The organism is Pseudomonas sp. CC6-YY-74 (genome assembly GCF_002025205.1).
GTDB lineage: Bacteria > Pseudomonadota > Gammaproteobacteria > Pseudomonadales > Pseudomonadaceae > Aquipseudomonas > Aquipseudomonas paeninsulae.
This window is the reverse complement of sequence record NZ_CP019947.1, coordinates 3,735,719-3,755,442: the sequence shown is the minus strand read 5'-3', so window position 1 is coordinate 3,755,442 and position 19,724 is coordinate 3,735,719. Positions and strand designations below refer to the sequence as shown.

Annotated in this window: 17 protein-coding genes and 1 pseudogene; 13 read left to right on the top strand and 5 right to left on the bottom strand. The window is 62.9% G+C overall.

Annotation, left to right across the window (positions count from 1 at the left end; genetic code table 11):
- Positions 1 to 26 precede the first annotated feature (26 nt).
- The 4 genes from B2D37_RS23805 to B2D37_RS17020 all read left to right on the top strand — a co-directional run bounded on the left by B2D37_RS23805 (position 27) and on the right by B2D37_RS17020 (position 4,678).
- Positions 27 to 1,175, top strand: coding sequence for a uroporphyrinogen-III C-methyltransferase (locus B2D37_RS23805; protein WP_256573207.1), 1,149 nt, complete (start codon positions 27 to 29; stop codon positions 1,173 to 1,175).
- Positions 1,172 to 2,419: a heme biosynthesis HemY N-terminal domain-containing protein gene (locus B2D37_RS17030; protein ID WP_079203803.1), complete on the top strand. Its 1,248-nt coding sequence runs from the start codon at positions 1,172 to 1,174 to the stop codon at positions 2,417 to 2,419. The genes B2D37_RS23805 and B2D37_RS17030 overlap by 4 nt, the downstream gene beginning before the upstream one ends.
- Positions 2,420 to 2,810: 391 nt before the next feature.
- Positions 2,811 to 3,293: an Rsd/AlgQ family anti-sigma factor gene (locus B2D37_RS17025; protein WP_079203802.1), complete on the top strand. Its 483-nt coding sequence runs from the start codon at positions 2,811 to 2,813 to the stop codon at positions 3,291 to 3,293.
- A gap of 407 nt (positions 3,294 to 3,700) precedes the next feature.
- Positions 3,701 to 4,678 carry an AlgP family protein gene (locus tag B2D37_RS17020; RefSeq protein ID WP_079203801.1) on the top strand — a complete coding sequence of 326 codons (978 nt, stop codon included), beginning with the start codon at positions 3,701 to 3,703 and terminating at the stop codon, positions 4,676 to 4,678.
- Here B2D37_RS17020 and B2D37_RS17015 read toward each other — a convergent pair.
- Positions 4,675 to 5,139, bottom strand: coding sequence for a TIGR02444 family protein (locus B2D37_RS17015; protein ID WP_079203800.1), 465 nt, complete (start codon positions 5,137 to 5,139; stop codon positions 4,675 to 4,677). The genes B2D37_RS17020 and B2D37_RS17015 overlap by 4 nt on opposite strands.
- 50 nt (positions 5,140 to 5,189) lie before the next feature.
- Here B2D37_RS17015 and B2D37_RS17010 point away from each other — a divergent pair, with 50 nt between their 5' ends.
- The 6 genes from B2D37_RS17010 (at position 5,190) to B2D37_RS16985 (ending at position 12,218) form a co-directional block, all read left to right on the top strand.
- Positions 5,190 to 7,100, top strand: a complete 1,911-nt coding sequence (locus B2D37_RS17010; protein WP_079205014.1) for an ATP-binding cassette domain-containing protein — start codon at positions 5,190 to 5,192, stop codon at positions 7,098 to 7,100.
- A gap of 91 nt (positions 7,101 to 7,191) precedes the next feature.
- The gene (locus B2D37_RS17005; protein WP_079203799.1) at positions 7,192 to 7,791 is read left to right on the top strand and encodes a class I SAM-dependent methyltransferase; all 600 of its coding nucleotides are present in this window, start codon (positions 7,192 to 7,194) and stop codon (positions 7,789 to 7,791) included.
- A 119-nt stretch (positions 7,792 to 7,910) separates the two neighbouring features.
- The gene (locus B2D37_RS17000) at positions 7,911 to 8,669 is read left to right on the top strand and encodes a TerC family protein (protein ID WP_079203798.1); all 759 of its coding nucleotides are present in this window, start codon (positions 7,911 to 7,913) and stop codon (positions 8,667 to 8,669) included.
- A 96-nt stretch (positions 8,670 to 8,765) separates the two neighbouring features.
- Positions 8,766 to 9,395 carry a LysE family transporter gene (locus tag B2D37_RS16995; protein ID WP_079203797.1) on the top strand — a complete coding sequence of 210 codons (630 nt, stop codon included), beginning with the start codon at positions 8,766 to 8,768 and terminating at the stop codon, positions 9,393 to 9,395.
- Positions 9,396 to 9,790: 395 nt separating this feature from the next.
- Positions 9,791 to 11,689: a cytochrome c/FTR1 family iron permease gene (locus tag B2D37_RS16990; RefSeq protein ID WP_079205013.1), complete on the top strand. Its 1,899-nt coding sequence runs from the start codon at positions 9,791 to 9,793 to the stop codon at positions 11,687 to 11,689.
- Between the two features lie 76 nt (positions 11,690 to 11,765).
- The gene (locus B2D37_RS16985) at positions 11,766 to 12,218 is read left to right on the top strand and encodes a YaiI/YqxD family protein (protein WP_079203796.1); all 453 of its coding nucleotides are present in this window, start codon (positions 11,766 to 11,768) and stop codon (positions 12,216 to 12,218) included.
- Between the two features lies 1 nt (position 12,219).
- On the opposite strand, the gene B2D37_RS16980 is transcribed toward B2D37_RS16985, so the two are convergent.
- The 3 genes and pseudogenes from B2D37_RS16980 to B2D37_RS16970 form a co-directional block, all read right to left on the bottom strand.
- Positions 12,220 to 12,690 (bottom strand): thioesterase family protein, encoded by a 471-nt coding sequence (locus tag B2D37_RS16980; RefSeq protein WP_079203795.1) that lies wholly within the window; start codon positions 12,688 to 12,690, stop codon positions 12,220 to 12,222.
- Between the two features lie 96 nt (positions 12,691 to 12,786).
- Positions 12,787 to 13,446 carry an isoprenoid biosynthesis glyoxalase ElbB gene (elbB, locus tag B2D37_RS16975; RefSeq protein WP_079203794.1) on the bottom strand — a complete coding sequence of 220 codons (660 nt, stop codon included), beginning with the start codon at positions 13,444 to 13,446 and terminating at the stop codon, positions 12,787 to 12,789.
- Positions 13,447 to 13,620: 174 nt separating this feature from the next.
- Positions 13,621 to 14,178, bottom strand: a pseudogene (locus B2D37_RS16970) (DedA family protein).
- A gap of 210 nt (positions 14,179 to 14,388) precedes the next feature.
- On the opposite strand from B2D37_RS16970, the gene hemB reads away from it, so the two are divergent.
- Both hemB and ppk1 read left to right on the top strand, forming a co-directional pair.
- Positions 14,389 to 15,402, top strand: coding sequence for a porphobilinogen synthase (gene hemB, locus B2D37_RS16965; protein WP_079203793.1), 1,014 nt, complete (start codon positions 14,389 to 14,391; stop codon positions 15,400 to 15,402).
- A 17-nt stretch (positions 15,403 to 15,419) separates the two neighbouring features.
- Positions 15,420 to 17,624 (top strand): polyphosphate kinase 1, encoded by a 2,205-nt coding sequence (gene ppk1, locus B2D37_RS16960; protein WP_079203792.1) that lies wholly within the window; start codon positions 15,420 to 15,422, stop codon positions 17,622 to 17,624.
- Here ppk1 and ppx read toward each other — a convergent pair.
- The gene (gene ppx, locus B2D37_RS16955; protein WP_079203791.1) at positions 17,611 to 19,113 is read right to left on the bottom strand and encodes an exopolyphosphatase; all 1,503 of its coding nucleotides are present in this window, start codon (positions 19,111 to 19,113) and stop codon (positions 17,611 to 17,613) included. The genes ppk1 and ppx overlap by 14 nt on opposite strands.
- A 234-nt stretch (positions 19,114 to 19,347) precedes the next feature.
- Here ppx and trxA point away from each other — a divergent pair, with 234 nt between their 5' ends.
- Positions 19,348 to 19,674: a thioredoxin TrxA gene (gene trxA / locus B2D37_RS16950; protein ID WP_079203790.1), complete on the top strand. Its 327-nt coding sequence runs from the start codon at positions 19,348 to 19,350 to the stop codon at positions 19,672 to 19,674.
- Positions 19,675 to 19,724: the final 50 nt, after the last annotated feature.

Here is a 19,724-nt window from a genome sequence, read left to right as displayed (position 1 = left end):
CGACCTCTGATGCAAAGGATGGATACGTGAGCGAAGCGACTAGCCCGAAAAAACAAGAGCAGCCAGTAGCGGAGGAGCCTGCTGTTACACCGCCAGCCCCTGCGGAAAAATCACCCTCACGCGGCAATAGCCTGGCCTTGCTAGCACTGTTGTTGGGCGCGGTGGGAGTGGCGGTGGGTGGCTGGAGCTTATGGCAATTGCGCAATCTGGAGGTGCGCGACCAGCAGCAGCTCAGTCAATTGGCGGAGGCGCGCAGTCAGACCGAAGTCTTGGCCCAGCGCACCCAGGGACTGGATGCTCGCCTGCAGCAATTGCCCGATGCCGATGAACTGGATGCTCGCCGCCGTCTGGTCGCGCAGTTGCAAGGCGATCAGCAGCTGCTCAATCAGCGCCTAGAGACGGTCCTCGGCGCCAGCCGCCAGGATTGGCGTCTGGCTGAGGCCGAGCATTTGTTACGCCTTGCCAGTCTGCGCCTGTCGGCCTTGCAGGATATCGACAGTGCCGAAGCCTTGGTGCAGGGCGCCGACGAGATTCTCCGCGGGCAGGACGATCCTGCCGCTTTCGCGGCGCGCGAGCAATTGGCCAAGAGCCTCGAGGCATTGCGCGCAACCGTCAATCCCGATCGCACCGGGTTGTTCCTTCAGCTGGCGGCGTTGCGTGAGCAGGTGGCGCAGTTGCATGCGCTGAACCCAACCTTCGTCAGTTCCGGTGGGGTGCTCAGTGATCTGGCCGCCGAGGGTGATGGCAGCAGTTGGTGGGCGGAGTGGCTTGAGACCCTGTCGCAGTATTTCCGCATCGACTTCAACGCCGATCAGAATATTCGGCCGTTGCTCGCCGGGCAGAGTCTGACGCAGGTGCGCCTGGCCCTCAGCCTGGCCCTGGAGCAGGCGCAGTGGGCGGCGCTGCACGGGCAGACCCCGGTATATCGGCAGTCGCTGGTGCAGGCGCGCGAGGTGCTGGATGCGCATTTCGATCTGGACAATCCCAGTAGTCGTGCCTTGCGTGCACGCATCGAGGAGTTGCTCGAGCAACCGGTCGAGGTGGTCGCGCCGGACCTGAGTGATTCGCTCAACGCAGTGCAGGCCTATATCCAGCGCAAGCAGACAGCCCGGGCGCAGCTCGAGCGTGACGCGCCGGCAGAAGCGCTGCCGAACGTGGAGGAGGCTCGCCCATGAAGCGTGTTTATCTGCTGCTCGTCGTGCTGGCGGTCGCTGCGGGGCTGGCGTTGCTCGCCCTGGCAGTAGCCGAGCACAAGGGCTACGTGTTGTTCGCCTACCAGGGCTTTCGCTACGAGTCGAGCTTGTGGGCTTTCCTGGCGTTGGTCACGTTAGTCTGGCTATCGCTCTATCTGCTGCGTTTGATGCTGCGCCTGGTGGTCACCTCGGGCGGGCTGGTCAATCCCTGGTCGCGTCTGCATGGCCGTCGCCGCGTGCGTCTGGCCCGCGAGCAGGGTTTTCTCGATCTGGCCGAAGGTCGTTGGGCGTCGGCCTTGCGCCATTTGCGCCGAGCCGCCGCAGGCGAGGAGCAACCCCTGGCCTATTACCTGGGTGCCGCTCGTGCCGCGCATCAACTGGGGCAGGCGGAAGACAGTGATCAGTTGCTGGAGCAGGCGCTCACGCGGCAGCCGCAAGCCGAGCTGGCCATCGCCCTGACCCATGCCGAATTGCAATTGGCGCGCGGTCAAGCCGATGCGGCGCTGGAGACCTTGCAGGTGATGAGCGAGCGCCATCCCCACCACCAACTGGTACTGAGTCAGCTGCAGCAGCTGTATGTGCAGCGTGGCGATTGGTCGGCGTTGCTCGGCTTGTTGCCGGAGTTGCGCAAGGACAAGGTTCTCGCTGATGCTCAGTTGGCCGAGCTCGAGCGGCAGGCCTGGAGTGGCCGGCTGGCGGATGCCGGTCGGATTGACGAAGGCGGCGGACAGGATGCTTTGGCGACGCTGGCGCAAGCCTGGCAGCAACTGTCAGCGGCGCACCGCCAGGAACCGGAGTTGCTGGCTGTCTATGCCGAGCGTTTGCGTGTGCTGGGCGCTGAGTCCGAAGCCGAAGAATTACTGCATACGGCGCTCAAGCGCAGCTATGACAGTCGCCTGGTGCGACTCTATGGCTTGCTGCGCGGGCGCGACCCTGCGCGCCAGTTGCAAGCGGCCGAGGGTTGGTTGAAGCAGCACCCGAGTGATGCAGGCTTGTTGCTGACACTGGGTCGGCTGTGTTTGCAGTGCCAGTTATGGGGCAAGGCCAAAGAATATTTCGAGACTAGCCTGGTGTTTCAGCGCCACCCGGAAACCTGTGCGGAATTGGCACGCCTGCTGGCCCGGCTGGGCGAAACCGAGCAGAGCAATTGTTTGTTTCAGGAAGGGCTGGGGCTACTCGATCAACGCCTGAACAGCCTGCCTTTACCTGCGCCAGTTGCCAGCTGATAGGCGGATTTTCCCAGGTGTTGGCGGGGGCAGGGACGCATCGCCACCGATAGTGTGTCGATCCGCTTGATGTCGATCATGGGATGGGCCTGATTATTCAACCCATGCTGTGCAAGTTGGTCTGCATATGTTGTAGTGCAAGCAAGCGTCGTGTGGGGTTTGGCTGAGTTTCTCCAGGCCAGCCGCCACGCGGGACACCGATTAAACGCTCGTATGAAATTTTCTCGACCAAGCGCCTTGATGACGCAGGTTCGCGAGCATAATCTGGCTCGCAAGTACCGCCGGAAAGCTGCCGTTTCCGGTCGCTTTTCCAAGACCATCTGCCGATTGACAAAAAACCGTCTCGGATCGGACGTATAACAGAAATACCGATAAGGGAAGTGAGGCCATCATGCTCGATAGTTGTCAGAACGCCCAGGAACGTTGGGGTGGTGTTCACCTGCTGATCGATCGCTGGTTGCAGGAGCGCCAGGAATTGGTGAGTGCCTTTACGGCCATCAGCAATTCCCCACAAGCACCCATTACCAATGCGCAAGCCTTGCAGAGGTTCTGCGAAATTCTGGTCGACTACGTGTCCGCCGGGCATTTCGAGGTCTATGAACAGCTGACCAATGAAGCCAAGGCCTTTGGCGATCAGCGTGGCCTCGACCTGGCCAAGCAGATCTACCCACGTATCGAAGTGATCACCGAGGTCGCTCTGACGTTCAACGACCGCTGCGACAATGGCGATTGCCACGATAGCGTGTCTCTGGGCGAAGAACTCCAGCGCTTGGGGCCGTTGCTGCATGAGCGGTTCGAGCTGGAAGACTGCCTGATCGAAGTGCTGCATAACGCGCATCAGCAGCTGGCTTCGGTCCCGGCTCCCGTACTCTAGCAGGCGACTTTCAATCGCCTGCCAGTAGGGCCTCGGTCGATGCCGTCGAGCCACGTCGGCTCGACCATCAGGTGCCAGCTTGCCCCTCTTGAGCAAGCGGGGCTTGGTCTTTGCTTTGGCGGGGATGCGGTTTCCGCCGCCCTGGTTGGCGCGAGTGTTTGTCCTGTCGCAGCCAGCTGCCTGTCAATCCCCTCAAGCAGTCGCTTGGTGCGTTCGATCTTTCGGGCTCACTGGCTTAAGTCGCTCTCCCAGATCCAGATCCTAGGCCGAAGCCGCGCAGCGTGAACGCCAGCGGGGAGATGTGATTGGGCTGCGTTCCTCGGCGCCTGCCTACAATTTCGAGCCAATTACTATTCTCCGACAGGCTGCTAGTATGACTGGCATCTACATCCGCCCGGAGGCGTGCCATGTCGGCCAAAAAGAACACCAAGAAGAAATCGGTAAGTACCCCGCTGCACCTGCTCCATCAACTCTCCAGCAGCTTGCTCGAACATCTTGAGGATGCGTGTTCGCGAGCGCTGATCGAAGCTGAAAAGCTGCTCGGCAAGCTGGAGAAGCAGCGCGGCAAGGCCCAGGAAAAGCTGCATAACGCCCGCGTCAGGTTGCAGGATGCGGCGGTGGCGGGCAAGGCCAAGGCGCAGGCCAAGGCCAAGGATGCGGTGGCCGAGCTGGAAGATTTGCTCGATACCCTCAAGGACCGGCAGAGCGAGACCCGCAATTATATCGTCGGTCTCAAGCGCGACGCGCAGGAAAGCCTGAAGCTCGCCCAGGGGGTAGGCAAGGTCAAGGAGGCTGCCAGCAAGGCCCTCGGCCGCAATGAAGCCAAGCCAGTGCTCGTCAAGCCAGCAGCCAAGCCGGTCGCTGCCAAAACGCCGGTAGCCAAGGCCACTGCCAGGCCGGCGGCGAGCAAAGCGCCTGCCAAGGCTGTTAGCAAGCCTGTGGCTAAGCCCGCGGCTAAGCCCGCGGCTAAGCCTGCAGTCAAAGCTGTCGCCAAGCCGGTTGCCAGTAAAGCCGCGGCAAGCAAACCAGCAGGCGCCGCTGCCAAGCCGGCCGGCAAGACACCGCTTAAGCCCGCGGCGAAGCCAGTAGCTGCTCCTGCGGCCGCCAAGCCAGTTGCCAAGGCACCGGCCAAGCCGGCAGCCAAGAAGCCGCTTGCCACCAGCACGGCTAAGCCTGTGGCAGCCAAGCCGGCCGCCAAGCCCGTGGCAAGCAAAGCGGCGAGTAAGCCAGTGGCGAAGCCTGCGGTTAAAGCTGCAGTCAAGCCCGCGGCGAAAAAGCCAGCGGTCGCTAAACCCACGGCGGCAACCCCGGTTGTCAGCTCGCCGGCAGAGCCCGTTGCAGCCACTGCCGTGCCTGCGGGCAGCACCCCGCCTAAAGCGTCCTAAACTTGTCGGGCTGCGGCGTGCAGCAGCTGCAGCGCGTCACGGTCGGCTGCCGTGGTCGCAAAGGCCAGCGAGTGCAGCCAGTCATGTATGTCTTCGGCAGTATCGCCTGGCCAGTCATGGCCGCATGACGCCAGGCGTTGCAGCAGTTCGCGTTCGGCCGCCAGTTCAAGCTGTTTGATCTGCTCGCGCAGCGCCGCCAGTGCGCTGTCGTGGTGAGCGGCTGCGCGCCATTGCTGGCGGACGTGCCTGAGCGCACTGACCACCTCGCGCTGCCAGGGCTGGGCTATGGCGCGCAGGCCGTCGGCTCGTTCGGCGCTGCAGGCCACACCACGGCAGCCGAGCCAGGCGCCGCAGAGCAGCAGGCAGATATCACTCCCCTGAGCCTGCAGGTGCAGGCAGGCGGTCTCGACGCCAGGGCGGCGATAGAGGTCTTCGGCGAAACGCCACAGGTCAGGATGCATAGTGCTTTCCGGGTATGCCGCGGGCGACTCTGGTAGACTCCGCCGCCATTATGATTCGACTCCAGAACCTCACTTTACAGCGTGGCCCGCAGCGTCTGCTAGAAGACGCCGAGCTGACCCTGCATCCCGGCCAAAAAGCCGGCCTGATCGGTGCCAATGGCGCCGGCAAATCCAGCCTGTTCGCCTTGTTTCGCGGCGAGCTCAGCGCGGACGCGGGCGACTGCCTGATCCCCGCCGACTGGCGCATTGCCCATATGCGTCAGGAGATCGACGCGGTCGAGCGCCAGGCGGTGGACTATGTGCTCGATGGCGATGTACAACTGCGCCGGGTGCAGGCCGACCTGGTCGTGGCTGAGGCGGCGCACGATGGCGTCGCAATTGCACGGCTGCATACCGAGCTGGATAACCTCGATGGTTATGCCGCCGATGCGCGTGCGCGCAAATTGCTCGCCGGCCTGGGTTTCGAAAGTGCGCAGATGGACCGCCGCGTCGGTGATTTCTCCGGTGGCTGGCGCATGCGCCTGAACCTGGCCCAGGCGCTGATGTGCCCATCCGACCTGTTGCTGCTCGACGAGCCGACCAACCACCTGGACCTGGATGCGATCCTCTGGCTGGAAGGCTGGTTGCAGAGTTATCCAGGCACCCTGCTGTTGATTTCCCACGACCGCGACTTTCTCGATGCGGTGGTCGATCACATTGCGCACGTCGAGCAGCGCAAGTTGACCCTCTACCGCGGTGGATACTCGGCCTTCGAACGCGCCCGCGCCGAGCGCCTGGCTCAGCAGCAGCAGGCGTTCGAGAAGCAGCAGGCGCAGCGCGCGCACATGGAAAAGTACATCGCCCGCTTCAAGGCCCAGGCAACCAAGGCGCGCCAGGCGCAGAGCCGGATCAAGGCGCTGGAGCGCATGGAAGAGTTGTCCGCCGCGCATGTCGACTCGCCCTTCGACTTCACCTTTCGCGAGGCCAGCAAGATTTCCAGCCCGCTGCTGGACCTGAGCGAAGGCCGTCTCGGTTATGGCGACAAGGTGGTGCTCGAACAGGTCAAACTGCAGTTGGCGCCGGGTGCGCGCCTGGGTTTGCTCGGACCCAACGGGGCCGGTAAATCGACCCTGATCAAGAATCTGGCGGGCGAGTTGCAACCCATCAGCGGCCGCTTGCAGCTTGGCGAGAACCTGGTGGTGGGCTATTTTGCCCAGCATCAGCTCGACGCCCTCGACGATAAGGCCAGCCCGCTCCTGCATTTCCAGCGCCTGGCACCCACCGAGCGCGAGCAGACGCTGCGCGATTTCCTCGGCGGTTTCGATTTCCGCGGCCCGCGCTGCGACGAACCCGTGCTGAATTTTTCCGGGGGCGAAAAAGCGCGCCTGGCCCTGGCCCTGATCGCCTGGGGCAAGCCCAACCTGTTGCTGCTCGATGAGCCAACTAACCACCTCGATCTGGAAATGCGCCTGGCGCTGACCATGGCCCTGCAGGAGTTCGCCGGCGCCGTGGTGGTGGTCTCGCACGATCGGCACTTGCTGAAAAGCACCACCGACGAATTCTTCCTGGTCGCCGATGGCCGGGTGCAGCCGTTCGACGGTGATCTCGAGGACTACGCACGCTGGTTGGTGGATTACCGTGTGCGCCAGGCGCCAGCCAGCAACACTGAAAGCAATCTGGATAAAACCGACAAGCGCGCCCAGCGCCAGGCCGCTGCGGCGCTACGCCAGCAGCTGGCGCCGCTCAAGCGTGAGGCCGACAAGCTGGAGAAGGAGCTCGGCCAACTGCATGAGCGCCTGGCTGCCGTGGAAGCCAGCCTGGGCGACAGCGCGATCTACGAAGCGGCCAGCAAGAATCAGTTGCGTGAGGCGCTGGCCGAGCAAGCCAAGCTGAAAGGCCATGAAGCCGACCTGGAAGAGCGCTGGATGGACGCGCTGGAAACCCTTGAGACCTTGCAGGCTGAATTGGCAGCGGCCAGTTGAGCAGGCGTGATCGCCATCGGCAGCGGTGGCCCGCGGTGTCGCGGACCTAAGCAATTGCCAGGCAGGCTAACGAGTGAGTGGAGGTGAAGGCATGAGCATGGAATGGGACCAATATGCCGATCACTGGGACAGTAACCCGGATGTGCTCAGCTACGCCAAGAGCGCCTTTGCCACGCTCGCCGAGGTCATCGAGCTAGGCGGTTTGCGCGTGCTGGATTTCGGCTGTGGCACGGGGCTCTTGACCGCACGCATGGCGCGGCTGGCGCGCGAAGTGGTGGCGCTGGACGCTTCCGCCAAGATGATCGCGGTACTCGATGGCAAGCAGCTGCCGAACGTTACCCCGGTGGCGGGGCTGTTGAGCGAGGAGTGGCTAACGGACAGTCGGCCCTTGGCGCGGCCGTTCGATCTGATCGTGGCGTCGTCCGTTTGTGCTTTTCTGCCTGACTATGAGCGGACCCTGTCGTTGCTGGCAACGCTGCTGGTGCCGGGAGGTACCCTTGTGCAGTGGGATTGGCTGGTAACGGACGCCGGGGCCGGCTATGGCTTTACCGAGGCGCGGGTGAAAAAGGCTTATGAGCAGAGCGGGTTGTTGCTGCAGTCCCTCGGTCAGGCGTTTTTGCTGGCGAGCGCTGAGGGAAAGATGCCGGTGCTGATGGCCGTGGCGAAGGCGCCCGGCAAGGCTTCGCGCTGAAGCCAGGTAGCGGTGATCTACGCCCGCCTCGAAAGCGCCGACCTTTCACTCGACATGCCGTGCGCCCCTGGCGTGACGGAACACTTTCAACCCCTGGCAATCACGAGACTTAACGCATTATGGAATGGCTCGCCAACCCTGAACTCTGGATCGCTTTTCTGACCCTGACAGCCCTGGAAATCGTCCTCGGCATCGACAACATCATCTTTATTTCGATCCTGGTCAGCCGCCTGCCCAAGGCCCAGCAACCCAAGGCGCGCTTCTTCGGCCTGGCCCTGGCTATGGTTACGCGGATTCTGCTGCTGCTGTCGATCAGTTGGGTGATGCGCCTGACCACGGATCTGTTCCACGTCTTCGGCGAGGGTTTCTCCGGGCGCGACCTGATCCTGTTCTTCGGCGGCCTGTTCCTGCTGTTCAAGAGCACGGCGGAGATCTACCACGGCCTGGAGGGCGAAGAGGATGACCAGCAGGCCGGTGGCAAGGCCTATGGTGTCATGGGCATCATCGTGCAGATCGCGATCATCGATATCATCTTCTCGCTGGACTCGGTGATCACCGCGGTCGGCCTGGTCGACAACGTGCCGGTGATGATTGCCGCCATTGTTATCTCGGTGATCGTGATGATGCTCTCGGCCAGCACCATCAGCGACTTCATCGACAAGCATCCGAGCTTGAAGATGCTTGCGTTGTCGTTCCTGATCGTGGTCGGTACCGTCTTGATCGCCGAAGCCTTCGGGGTGCATGTGCCCAAGGGTTACGTCTACTTCGCCATGGCCTTCTCGCTGTCGGTCGAGGCCGTCAATATCCGCATGCGCGGTGCGCGTGCCCGCAAGAAGGGGCTGGAGCCGGTGCAGCTGCGCAAGGGTGCGCCGGACTAAGCGCCTGGCTGGGCATGGCCAGCGGACAGAGGTAGGCTAGCGAGCCTGCCGGTGTCCGCTGGCAGCCCTTTATCACTCTGTTCTGAGGTATTCGCCATGGCGCTCGAAACCTGGCTCGCGTTCTTCGTCGCCTGTTGGGTGATCAGTCTGTCGCCGGGGGCTGGGGCCATTGCCTCTATGTCCGCCGGGCTGCAATACGGCTTCTGGCGCGGTTACTGGAATGCCCTGGGGTTGCAGCTGGGCCTGGCGCTACAGATCGTCATCGTCGCCGCCGGCGTCGGCGCGATTCTCGCCGCATCGGAAGTTGCCTTCGGCCTGATCAAGTGGTTCGGCGTGGTCTATCTGGTGTACCTCGGTTATCGCCAGTGGCAAGCCTTGCCCAGCGATATGGCGGCGCAAACCGAGCGCCCGATAGGTCGGCCGCTGACTCTGGTCCTGCGCGGTTTTCTGGTGAACTTCAGCAATCCCAAGGCCATTGTCTTCATCCTGGCGGTGTTGCCGCAGTTTCTCAATCCGCAGGCGCCGTTGCTGATGCAGCACCTGCTGATGGGCGTGACCATGATCTGCGTCGACCTGGTCGTCATGGCCGGCTACACCGGGCTGGCGTCGCGAGTGCTGCGGGCATTGCGTTCGCCGCGGCAGCAGCGGGTGATGAACCGCAGTTTTGCCGTGATGTTCGTCGGTGCCGCAGCGCTGTTGGCCACGGTGCGCCGCGCTTCTAGCTGAATCTGGCACCAGTCAGATGAACCCTCAGCAGGGTATTGGTTGACCGCCCCAGGCCCAGAAAGTACCGGGCTGTGCGGGACCGTGGCGCTCGATCTGGCTCAGCAGGTGCGTGGCGATGGCGTTGGCCTGGAACGCCGCTAGCATGCCGGGCAATCGCCCATACCCAGGCTACATCCGCGCGCTACAACAGTTATTCGCTGAGGGCTTGGCCAATGCTTCGGCTGGCTCCGTAGGCCAGCGTTGCAGCGGCTCCTGCAGGCGACTCCATCGGCTCACTAGGGCACTCCAGTATTGCGGCAAATTGTCACGCACCATTGGAGGGTGGAGGCTTGAGGTAATTAGTTAGGCCGGTAACAATGCAACGCTATTCATTCGTATTTGTGACTAACTCCTATATGTTCTCTTCTTCTCGTTTACTGCGCGGGCTGCTCGTGCCCCTGCTGGCGCTCTGCAGCCTGAGTAGCATGGCCGACACCACTGCGGGCGCGGCCCAAGCTCTGCATTTGTTGGGCTACCTGGGCGCCGATTATCCGGCGACCGTGGCCAACGGGCAGGTGCTCGACGCCGCTGAATACCACGAGCAGTTGGAGTTTGTCGCCGTGCTGCAGGGCTTGATCGTCGCGTTGCCGGCCCGCCCAGAGCAGGCCGAGGTGGAGCAGGGCGTTGCCAACCTACGCCAAGGCATCGAACGGCGCGAAGAGGGGGACAAGGTCGCCGCTCAGGCCCGGCAATTGGCGGCGACCCTGGCCAAGGCCTATGCCATCAGTCAGACCCCGGCGATCACCCCTGACCCGGCCCGCGGCGCCCCGCTGTTCGCTCAGCACTGTAGCGTCTGTCATGGCGAGCAGGGCGCTGGTGATGGCCCGGCAGGGATTGGCCTGGAGCCACCACCGGCCAATCTGCGCGATCTGTCGCGGATGGATCGGCTGAGCCTATACGACCTCTATAGCACCATCGGCCTGGGCATCGACGGCACCGATATGGCGGCGTTCGCCGACCAGCTGGATGCGCGCGAGCGTTGGGACTTGGCCAGTTATATCGCCGGTTTCGGCGCCGAACAAACGCTGCAGACCCAGCCATTCAGTCTGGCCGTGCTGGCAGGCACCCCGCCTGCGGAAATCGCCCAGCAGCAGGGCGAGGAGGCTGCCGCGCAATTCCGCGCCCAGCGCGCCCAGCCACCGCCGCCGTCGCGTGGCCCGCTACAACTGATCGAGCATACCCGCACCACACTGGAGCAGAGTCTGGCGGCTTATCGGCGCAGCGAGCGGGAGCAGGCCTACGATCTGTCAGTCGGCGCCTACCTGGAAGGTTTCGAGCTGGTCGAAAGTGCCTTGAACAACCTCGACCCGTTGCAGCGCAAGGCCACCGAAAAGGCGCTGATGGCCTACCGGCAAGCGTTGCAGGATGGTCTCTCGGTAGCCCAGGCGGCGCAGCGCCTGGAGCTGGCCAAGGTCGAGTTGGGCAAGTCTGCCGCCTTGCTCGACGTGAGCGGCCTGTCGGACTCGCTGAGTTTCTTCTCCAGCCTGCTGATCCTGCTGCGCGAGGGCCTGGAGGTCATCCTGGTGCTGGCGGCGATCCTCGCCTTCCTGCGCAATACGGGACAACAGCAGGCAGTGCGCAGCGTGCACCTGGGCTGGGGGTTGGCGCTGCTGGCTGGGGTCGGCACCTGGGCGTTGGCGACTTACCTGATCGATGTCAGCGGCGCCCAGCGCGAGATGCTGGAAGGCATCACCGCCTTGTTCGCCAGTGTCATGGTGCTCTGGCTCGGCGTGTGGATGCATGACCGGCGTCATGCCGCGGCCTGGCAGGACTACATCAAGAGCAGCCTGGTCGGCGGTGGCGGGCGCTTCGGTTTCGCCGTGCTGGCGTTCTTCTCGGTGTACCGCGAACTGTTCGAGGTCATCCTGTTCTATGAAACCCTCTGGTTGCAGGCCGGCCCTCACGGCCACGGCATGGTCCTGGCCGGCGCTGCAGTGGCCCTGCTGCTGTTACTGGGCTTGGCCTGGGTGATCCTGCGCGGCTCGCGTAAATTGCCGCTGGCGACCTTCTTCAGCGTCAACGCGGTACTGCTCTGCGCCCTATCGGTGGTGTTTGCCGGGCATGGGATCGCCGCGCTGCAGGAGGCAGGGATGCTCGGCACACGACCGCTGGCGTTCTTCGAATTTGACTGGCTGGGCATCCATGCCGACGCTTATGGCCTGTCTGCCCAAGCGCTGGCACTGCTGGCTATCCTGGTGTTCTATGCTCGCAGCTGGCTTGGCGAGCGGCGGCGTGGGCAGGTTGGTACAGCCTGACGCGCAGCCCTGCTGAACGGCGGCAGTTCACTTGAACTGCCGGGTATGCCTGCAAACCTAGGGAGGTCGAGAGTCGATGCGCGTGTGGATAGATGCAGATGCCTGCCCGAAGGGGGCCAAGGATCAGGTGGTCAAGTTCGCCCTGAAGCGGCGTTTCGAGGTGTTGCTGGTGGCTGGCCAGGCGCAGATCAAACCGGCCTATGCCTGTGTACGCTTGATTGTGGTGCCCAGCGGACCTGATGCGGCCGACGATTACCTGGTCGAGCATGCCCAGCCAGGTGAGTTGGTCATCTGCAGCGACGTGCCGCTGGCCGATCGCCTGGTGAAGAAGGGTGTTGCGGCGCTCGATCCGCGCGGTCGCGAGTTCAACGAAAGCAATATGGGTGACAAGCTAGCGGTGCGTAACCTGTTTACCGAGCTACGCGAGCAGGGGCAGATCGGCGGTGGTCAGGGGCCTTACGGCGAGCGCGACAAGCAGGCCTTTGCCAATAGCCTGGATCGCATCCTGACCCGACTTTTGCGCAGCTGATTCAGCCGCACAGGTAGGTGCCGGTGCCTACCGCGATCAGGGTGCCGTCATCGCTGTGCAGTTCGCTGCGCACCACCGCGACTTTGTTGCCGGTACGCAGCAACACGGCGCTGGCGGTGAAGTGCTGGCCGCGACCGGGACGCAGGTAGTCGATGCGCAGGTCGATGGTGCCCAGCTTGGACAGTCGCACCATGCGCTCCTGGCTGGACAGGTGTTGATGCTTGTCGAACGCGCCGATCAGCGCCATGGCGCCACCGGTGACATCCAGTAGCGAGGAAATCACCCCGCCATGCAGGATGCCGTGGACAAAGTTGCCAATCAGCGCAGCCTGCATCGGCAAGTGCATGGTCACGCGCTGCGGACTCAGCTCGCCGAGCTGGATGCCCAGCATCTGGTTGAACGGAATGCGCTGGAAAAAGCCGCTCACCGCCTGATGCAGTTCTGGGTTGAGTTCTAGAGGTGGAGTGGTCATGGCGCCTGCCTTTGCGAGATGTTAACCACGCTGCAGCAGGTCGCCGTGCTTGGCCAGAGGCGCGGCGGGTGTGCCGCGCGCATTGGCGGTTTCGGCCTAGACGTGGGTCAGCTCGAGTACCCGGTCGACCAGCTTGTTAATACCCGAGGCCGCTTCACTGATCGACTGGGCGAGCATGTAGGCCGGCGTGGTGACCAGCTTGTTGGCGTGGTCTTCGACAACTTCGCTGACCTCGCACTCATGATGGACTGCGCCCATCTGCGTCAGGGCGGCGGCGGTTTCCTGGTCGTTGCCGATGGTGCAGGCCACGCCGCGGCCGAAGATCCTGGCCGCCAGGGCCGGGGCGATGCACATCATGCCGACCGGTTTGCCGGCCTTGACGAAGGCTTGGGCGGCGCTCAGCACGTCGGGCTGCACCGTGCAGTTGGCACCGCTGAGGACGAAGTCGGAGAGATTCTTGGCCACGCCAAAGCCTCCGGGCATGATCAGGGCGTCGAAATTGTCCACGTGCAGTTCGCGGACGTCCTTGATCTTGCCGCGGGCGATGCGGGCGGCCTCTACCAGGACGTTGCGCGTCTCGTCCATTTCATCGCCGCTGTAATGATCGACCACATGCAGTTGCTGCACGTTCGGCGCAAAACATTGCACTTCTGCACCGCGCTGGTCGAGGCGCAGCAGGGTGATCACGCTTTCATGGATCTCAGCGCCGTCGTAAACGCCGCAACCGGAAAGAATCACCGCTACTTTTCTGTTCATTGAGAACTCCTGGTCACTGGGCTGAGCCAAGGTGGCTATGCAGATTATGGCTGGTCTGCGGCCGACCCTCGACAAGTTGAACGAGGTGAATCGCTGTGTGGGTCGGGCGCATCATCATCGGCCTGGGTAGGTTCAGGTCGGTAGGGGGCGCGCGAAAGACGCGATACGCCGAGGTTAGGCTCCTGAAGGTAATCCTAGCCGCTGGGCTGTGGCAGCGATATGGGTCTGGGATGAATTACATCCGCTAGACCACCTCTCTGTGGGCGGGATGCTGCTGGGGGTTACCACCTGCTCCGCGCCCAGGTGATAGGCCGCCAGACCCAGGCCGGTAGACCAGATGGCCACGCCGATGGCGTCCAGCAGCAGGTAGCGTCGCCATGAGTAGCCGGACAGGCCGATAGCCAGCGGCATCACCGTGCGCATGCCGTAGATGAAGCGAAAGCCCAATACCCACAAATCCGGATGCCGGCGCAGGAGCAGCGATGCCTTGTCGCCCAGGCCCTGCAAGTGTGGCCGGCGGGCGAGAATGCGGCGGCCATGGCGGCGGCCGAGGAAATACCACAGTTGGTCGCTGGCGTAGGTGCCGCCGAATGCTCACAGCACCACCCCTTCGATGCTCAGGTAGCCGCGCAGAGCCAGATACGCCGCCAGTAGCCGCGACATCTCGCCTTCGAGAAAGGTGCCAAGCAGCACCGCGGGATAGCCAAATTGCTGCAGGAGGTTTTCGAGCATGGGGGCGGTCGAATGATCGGGCGCTCAGCCTACTCCCTTGCGCCACTCGGGAAAACGGCGCGCCGCTCGACGACTGTGGCATGGTGGACACAATATCTGCAGGCTACCGCGACGCATTGGCGCAGTTGTGCCTGCGCTCGTCATCATTTGGTCATAATGGTGGCTTATAACTGTCACGCTTGCCCGTTCCTACGGGCCATGGAGTCTGCTGTGAGCTTTACCCCTGCCAATCGCCTGTTTCCCGCCACCCGCCTGCGGCGCAACCGTAGCGATGATTTTTCCCGGCGCCTGGTGCGCGAGAATCGCTTGAGCGTCGACGACCTGATTTTGCCGGTGTTCGTGCTTGACGGTGACAACCGCCGCGAGGCGATCGCCTCGATGCCGGGTGTCGAGCGTCTGTCCATCGACCTGCTGCTGCAGGAAGCGGAGAAGTGGGTAGCCCTGGGCATTCCGGCGCTGGCGCTGTTCCCGGTGACGCCGCTGGAGAAAAAATCCCTGGACGGTAGCGAGGCGTGGAATCCCGAGGGCATTGCCCAGCGCGCGATCCGTGCTCTGCGGGCGCGCTTCCCGGAGCTGGGCATCATCAGCGACGTGGCCCTGGATCCCTTCACCACCCACGGCCAGGACGGCATCCTCGACGAAGACGGCTACGTGCAGAACGACGTCACCGTCGACGCCCTGGTCAAGCAGGCGTTGTCGCATGCCGAAGCCGGCGCCCAGGTGGTCGCGCCGTCGGACATGATGGACGGTCGGGTGCAGGCCATCCGCGAGACCCTGGAGCTGGCCGATTTTCCCAATGTGCGCATCATGGCCTACTCGGCCAAGTACGCCAGCGCCTACTATGGCCCGTTCCGTGATGCCGTGGGCTCGGCAGCCAACCTGGGCAAGGCCAACAAGGCCAGCTACCAGATGGACCCGGCCAACGGCGACGAGGCGCTGCACGAAGTCGCCGCCGACCTGGCGGAAGGCGCCGACATGGTGATGGTCAAGCCGGGCATGCCCTATCTGGACATTCTCTGGCGGGTCAAACAGGAATTCCGGGTGCCAACTTTTGTCTATCAAGTCAGTGGCGAGTACGCCATGCATATGGCTGCGATCCAGAATGGCTGGTTGAGCGAGGCGGTGATTCTCGAATCGCTGACCGCTTTCAAGCGTGCCGGTGCCGATGGCATCCTTACCTATTTCGCCGTTCGCGCGGCAGAACTGTTACAGCCGGGGCACTAGTCCCGCAGGACGATCCAATGACCACCGAAGGACTCACCCAGAGCGAATTGCAGACTGCCGAAGCGGTCGTCGCTGAACTGCCAGCGGAAATCCTGCCGCCGCTCGAAACGCCTGCGCCCACGCCGGCACCGCCCATGGTGGTGCCAAGCCTGGACGACAGCAGCCTGTATATCCACCGCGAGTTGTCGCAGCTGCAATTCAATATCCGCGTGCTGGAACAGGCGCTGGATGAGTCCCACCCGTTGCTGGAACGACTGAAGTTTCTGCTGATTTTCTCCAGCAACCTGGATGAGTTCTTCGAGATCCGTGTCGCCGGCTTGAAGAAGCAGATCAATTTCGCCCGCGAACAGGCCGCTGCCGATGGCTTGCAGCCGCATCAGGCGCTGGCGCGGATTTCCGAGCTGGCGCACGAACAGATCAGCCGCCAGTACGCGATTCTCAACGACACCCTGTTGCCAGCGCTGGAAAAGCACCAGGTGCGCTTTATCCGCCGGCGTCACTGGAACACCAAGTTGAAGGCCTGGGTGCGTCGCTACTTTCGCGACGAGATCGCGCCGATCATCACGCCAATCGGCCTGGACCCGACTCACCCGTTTCCCTTGCTGGTGAACAAGAGCCTGAACTTCATCGTCGAGCTGGAGGGCATCGACGCCTTCGGTCGCGATTCGGGCTTGGCGATCATCCCGGCGCCGCGCCTGCTGCCGCGGATCATCAAGGTGCCGGAGGATGTTGGCGGCCTCGGCGACAACTACGTATTCCTCTCCTCGATGATCCACGCGCATGCCGACGATTTGTTTCAGGGCATGAAGGTCAAGGGCTGCTACCAGTTCCGCCTGACCCGTAACGCCGACCTGTCGGTGGACACCGAAGACGTCGAGGACCTGGCTCGCGCCCTGCGCGGCGAGCTGTTCTCGCGGCGTTACGGCGATGCGGTGCGTCTTGAAGTGGTCGACACCTGCCCGCGGCCGCTGCTCGATTACCTGCTCAAGCAATTCAGCCTGAGCGAGAGTGAATTGTACCGGGTCAGTGGCCCGGTCAACCTGACCCGCCTGTTCAGCATCACCGGCCTGGCCAGTCACCCGGAGCTGCAATACCCGCCGTTCACCCCGGTAATCCCCAAGCTGCTGCAAAACAGCGACAACATCTTCAGCGTGATCAGCAAGCAGGACATTCTCCTGCTGCACCCGTTCGAGTCCTTCACGCCGGTGGTCGATCTGCTGCGCCAGGCGGCGAAAGACCCGCACGTGCTGGCGATCAAGCAGACCCTGTACCGCAGCGGCGCCAACTCGGAAATCGTCGATGCGCTGGTCGAGGCCGCGCGTAACGGCAAGGAAGTCACCGCGGTGATCGAGCTGCGCGCGCGCTTCGATGAGGAGTCCAACCTGGCCCTGGCCAGCCGCCTGCAGGCGGCCGGTGCGGTGGTGATTTATGGGGTGGTCGGTTTCAAGACCCACGCCAAGATGATGCTGATCCTGCGCCGCGAGAGTGGTGAGATTGTCCGCTACGCGCACATGGGGACCGGCAACTACCACGCCGGCAACGCCAAGCTGTATACCGACTACAGCCTGCTCACCGCCGATGTGGCGCTGGGCGAAGATGTGGCAAAAATGTTCAGCCAGCTGATCGGCATGGGCAAGACCCTGCGCATGAAGAAACTGCTGCATGCACCCTTCACCCTGAAGAAAACCCTGCTCGAGCTGATCGCCAAGGAAACCGCCGCGGCCAACGAGGGCAAGCCGGCGCACATCATCGCCAAGTTCAACTCGCTGACCGATGCGAAGATCATCCGCGCGCTGTACAAGGCCAGCCAGACCGGGGTGCGTATCGACCTGGTGGTGCGTGGCATGTGTTGCCTGCGTCCGGGTATTCCGGGTGTGTCGCACAATATCCACGTGCGTTCGATCATCGGCCGCTTCCTCGAGCACACGCGGGTGTTCTACTTTCTCAACGAAGGTGAGGAAAAGATTTACCTGTCCAGCGCCGACTGGATGGAGCGCAATCTGGATAAGCGCGTTGAGAGCTGTTTCCCGGTGGAAGGCAAGAAGCTGATCATGCGGGTGAAGAAGGAGCTGGAGGCTTACCTGGCCGATAACACCCAGAGCTGGGTGCTGCAGTCGGACGGACGCTACCTGCGTAGCAGCCCAACCGGCAACCAGAACCCGCGCAGCGCGCAGGCCGGGCTGCTGGAGAAATTGACGGTGCCGTTGGTCAGCGCACGCTGAGTTCGATACCGGTGCGTTTGAGCCACTCGGCTTCCTGAATGAAGTCCGCCTGGGTCAGCGGATTGCTCGCCAGCCAGTCCTTCGGGAAGCGAATCTCCAGGCTTTGCGCCGCTGCCCGCAGTTGCACCTGCGGCATCTCATGGGTGCCGCGGATGTGATGGAAGAGGATGGCGAAACGCAGCAGTACGCACAGGCGGATCAGCTTGATGCCTTCATCGCCAAACTCGCCAAGCTTGTCTTTAGGAATATTGCGCCGGTGACCGCGTACCAGCAGTGCGAGCATCTGCTGATCCATGCGTGAGAACCCGGCCAGGTCGGAGTGCTCGATCAGGTAGGCGCCGTGCTTGTGATACTGGTAGTGGGCAATGTCCAGGCCCAGTTCATGCACCCGCGCGGCCCAGATCAACAGTTCGCGGTGCCATTCGTCGCCCAGCTCCCAGCTGTCGGCCACTTGATCGAGCGCTTCCAGGGCCTTGTGCTCGACCCGGGCGGCTTGCTCCAGATCGACGTGGTAGCGCTCCATCAGCGCGCTCAGGGTGCGCTGGCGTACATCTTCGTGGTGATGGCGGCCGAGCAGGTCGTAGAGCACGCCTTCGCGCAGGGCGCCTTCGGAGTGCGACATGCGCTCGATCTCGCAGGCATCGAAAATCGCTTCGAGAATCGCCAGGCCGGCGGGGAATATCCCGCGGCGATCCGGTTTGATACCGCCGAGGTCGAGTTTTTCCACGTCGCCGAGCTTGAACACCTTGCGCTTGAGCCAGGCCAGACCTTCCGGGTTGATCTCGCCAGTGCCCAGTCCAGCGGCCTGGATCGCCAGGCCTATGGCCTTGATGGTGCCGGACGCGCCGACGGCTTCCTGCCAGCCGAGCCTGTGCAGGGCGTGCTCGATACCCATTATTTCCAGGCGTGCCGCGGTATAGGCCTGGGCGTAGCGGGCCGGGGTGATTTTGCCGTCCTTGAAGTAGCGCTGGGTGTAGCTCACGCAACCTATCTGCAGGCTCTCGCGCAGCAACGGCTCGAAGCGCTGGCCAATGATGAATTCGGTACTGCCGCCGCCGATATCGGTAACCAGGCGCTTGCCCGGGGTGTCGGCGATGCTATGGGACACGCCGAGGTAGATCAGTCGCGCTTCTTCGCGGCCGGAGATGACTTCGACCGGATGGCCGAGGATTTCCTCGGCGCGACGGATGAATTCGCCGCGGTTGTGCGCCTCGCGCAGGGCATTGGTGCCGACGATGCGCACCGCACCCTCCGGCAGGCTGGCAGTCAGTTGGGCGAAACGGCGCAGGCACTCGAGGCCGCGTTGCATGGCTTCCTCGTTGAGCAGGCGCCGCTCGTCGATGCCGGCGGCCAGCTGCACCTTGTCACCCAGGCGTTCGAGGATGCGCAGCTCACCGTGATCGGCCTTGGCCAACACCATGTGGAAGCTGTTGGAGCCCAGGTCGATGGCTGCAATCAAGGGAAATGACTCTGCAGGGGTATGCGGCATGATGGGGCTTTCTCAATGCGGTACGCCGCCATCGTGCCACGATAGGTGGGGCACGCCAACGCATACCGATGTCGCAGGTTGTTGTCTTGGGCTGGAGGGTCCGTTGTTTACGGCTGGAGTTGCGCGGTTCTTTGCCAAGGCCTATAGATAGTCTCAATGGCGTTCGCCTTCCTGTGTCGGGAAAGGCGGGCTATGATGGCGACCACTTTTTGCTTCCGAACACGGAGATTTTCCATGAGCGAATTCATCACCAATGTCAGCGACGCCAGTTTCGATCAGGATGTGATCCAGGCCGAAGGCCCGGTGCTGGTTGACTACTGGGCAGAGTGGTGCGGCCCGTGCAAGATGATTGCTCCGGTCCTGGACGAAATCGCCCAGACCTACCAAGGCAAGCTGAAAGTCTGCAAGCTGAACATCGACGAAAATCAGGACACCCCGCCGAAGTACGGCGTGCGTGGCATTCCGACGCTGATGCTGTTCAAGAACGGCAATGTCGAGGCCACCAAGGTTGGCGCGTTGTCGAAGTCGCAACTGGCGGCTTTCCTCGACAGCAACATCTGAGCCAGGTCGTGATGAAGAAGCCCCGCATATGGTGGGGCTTTTTTCTGTCT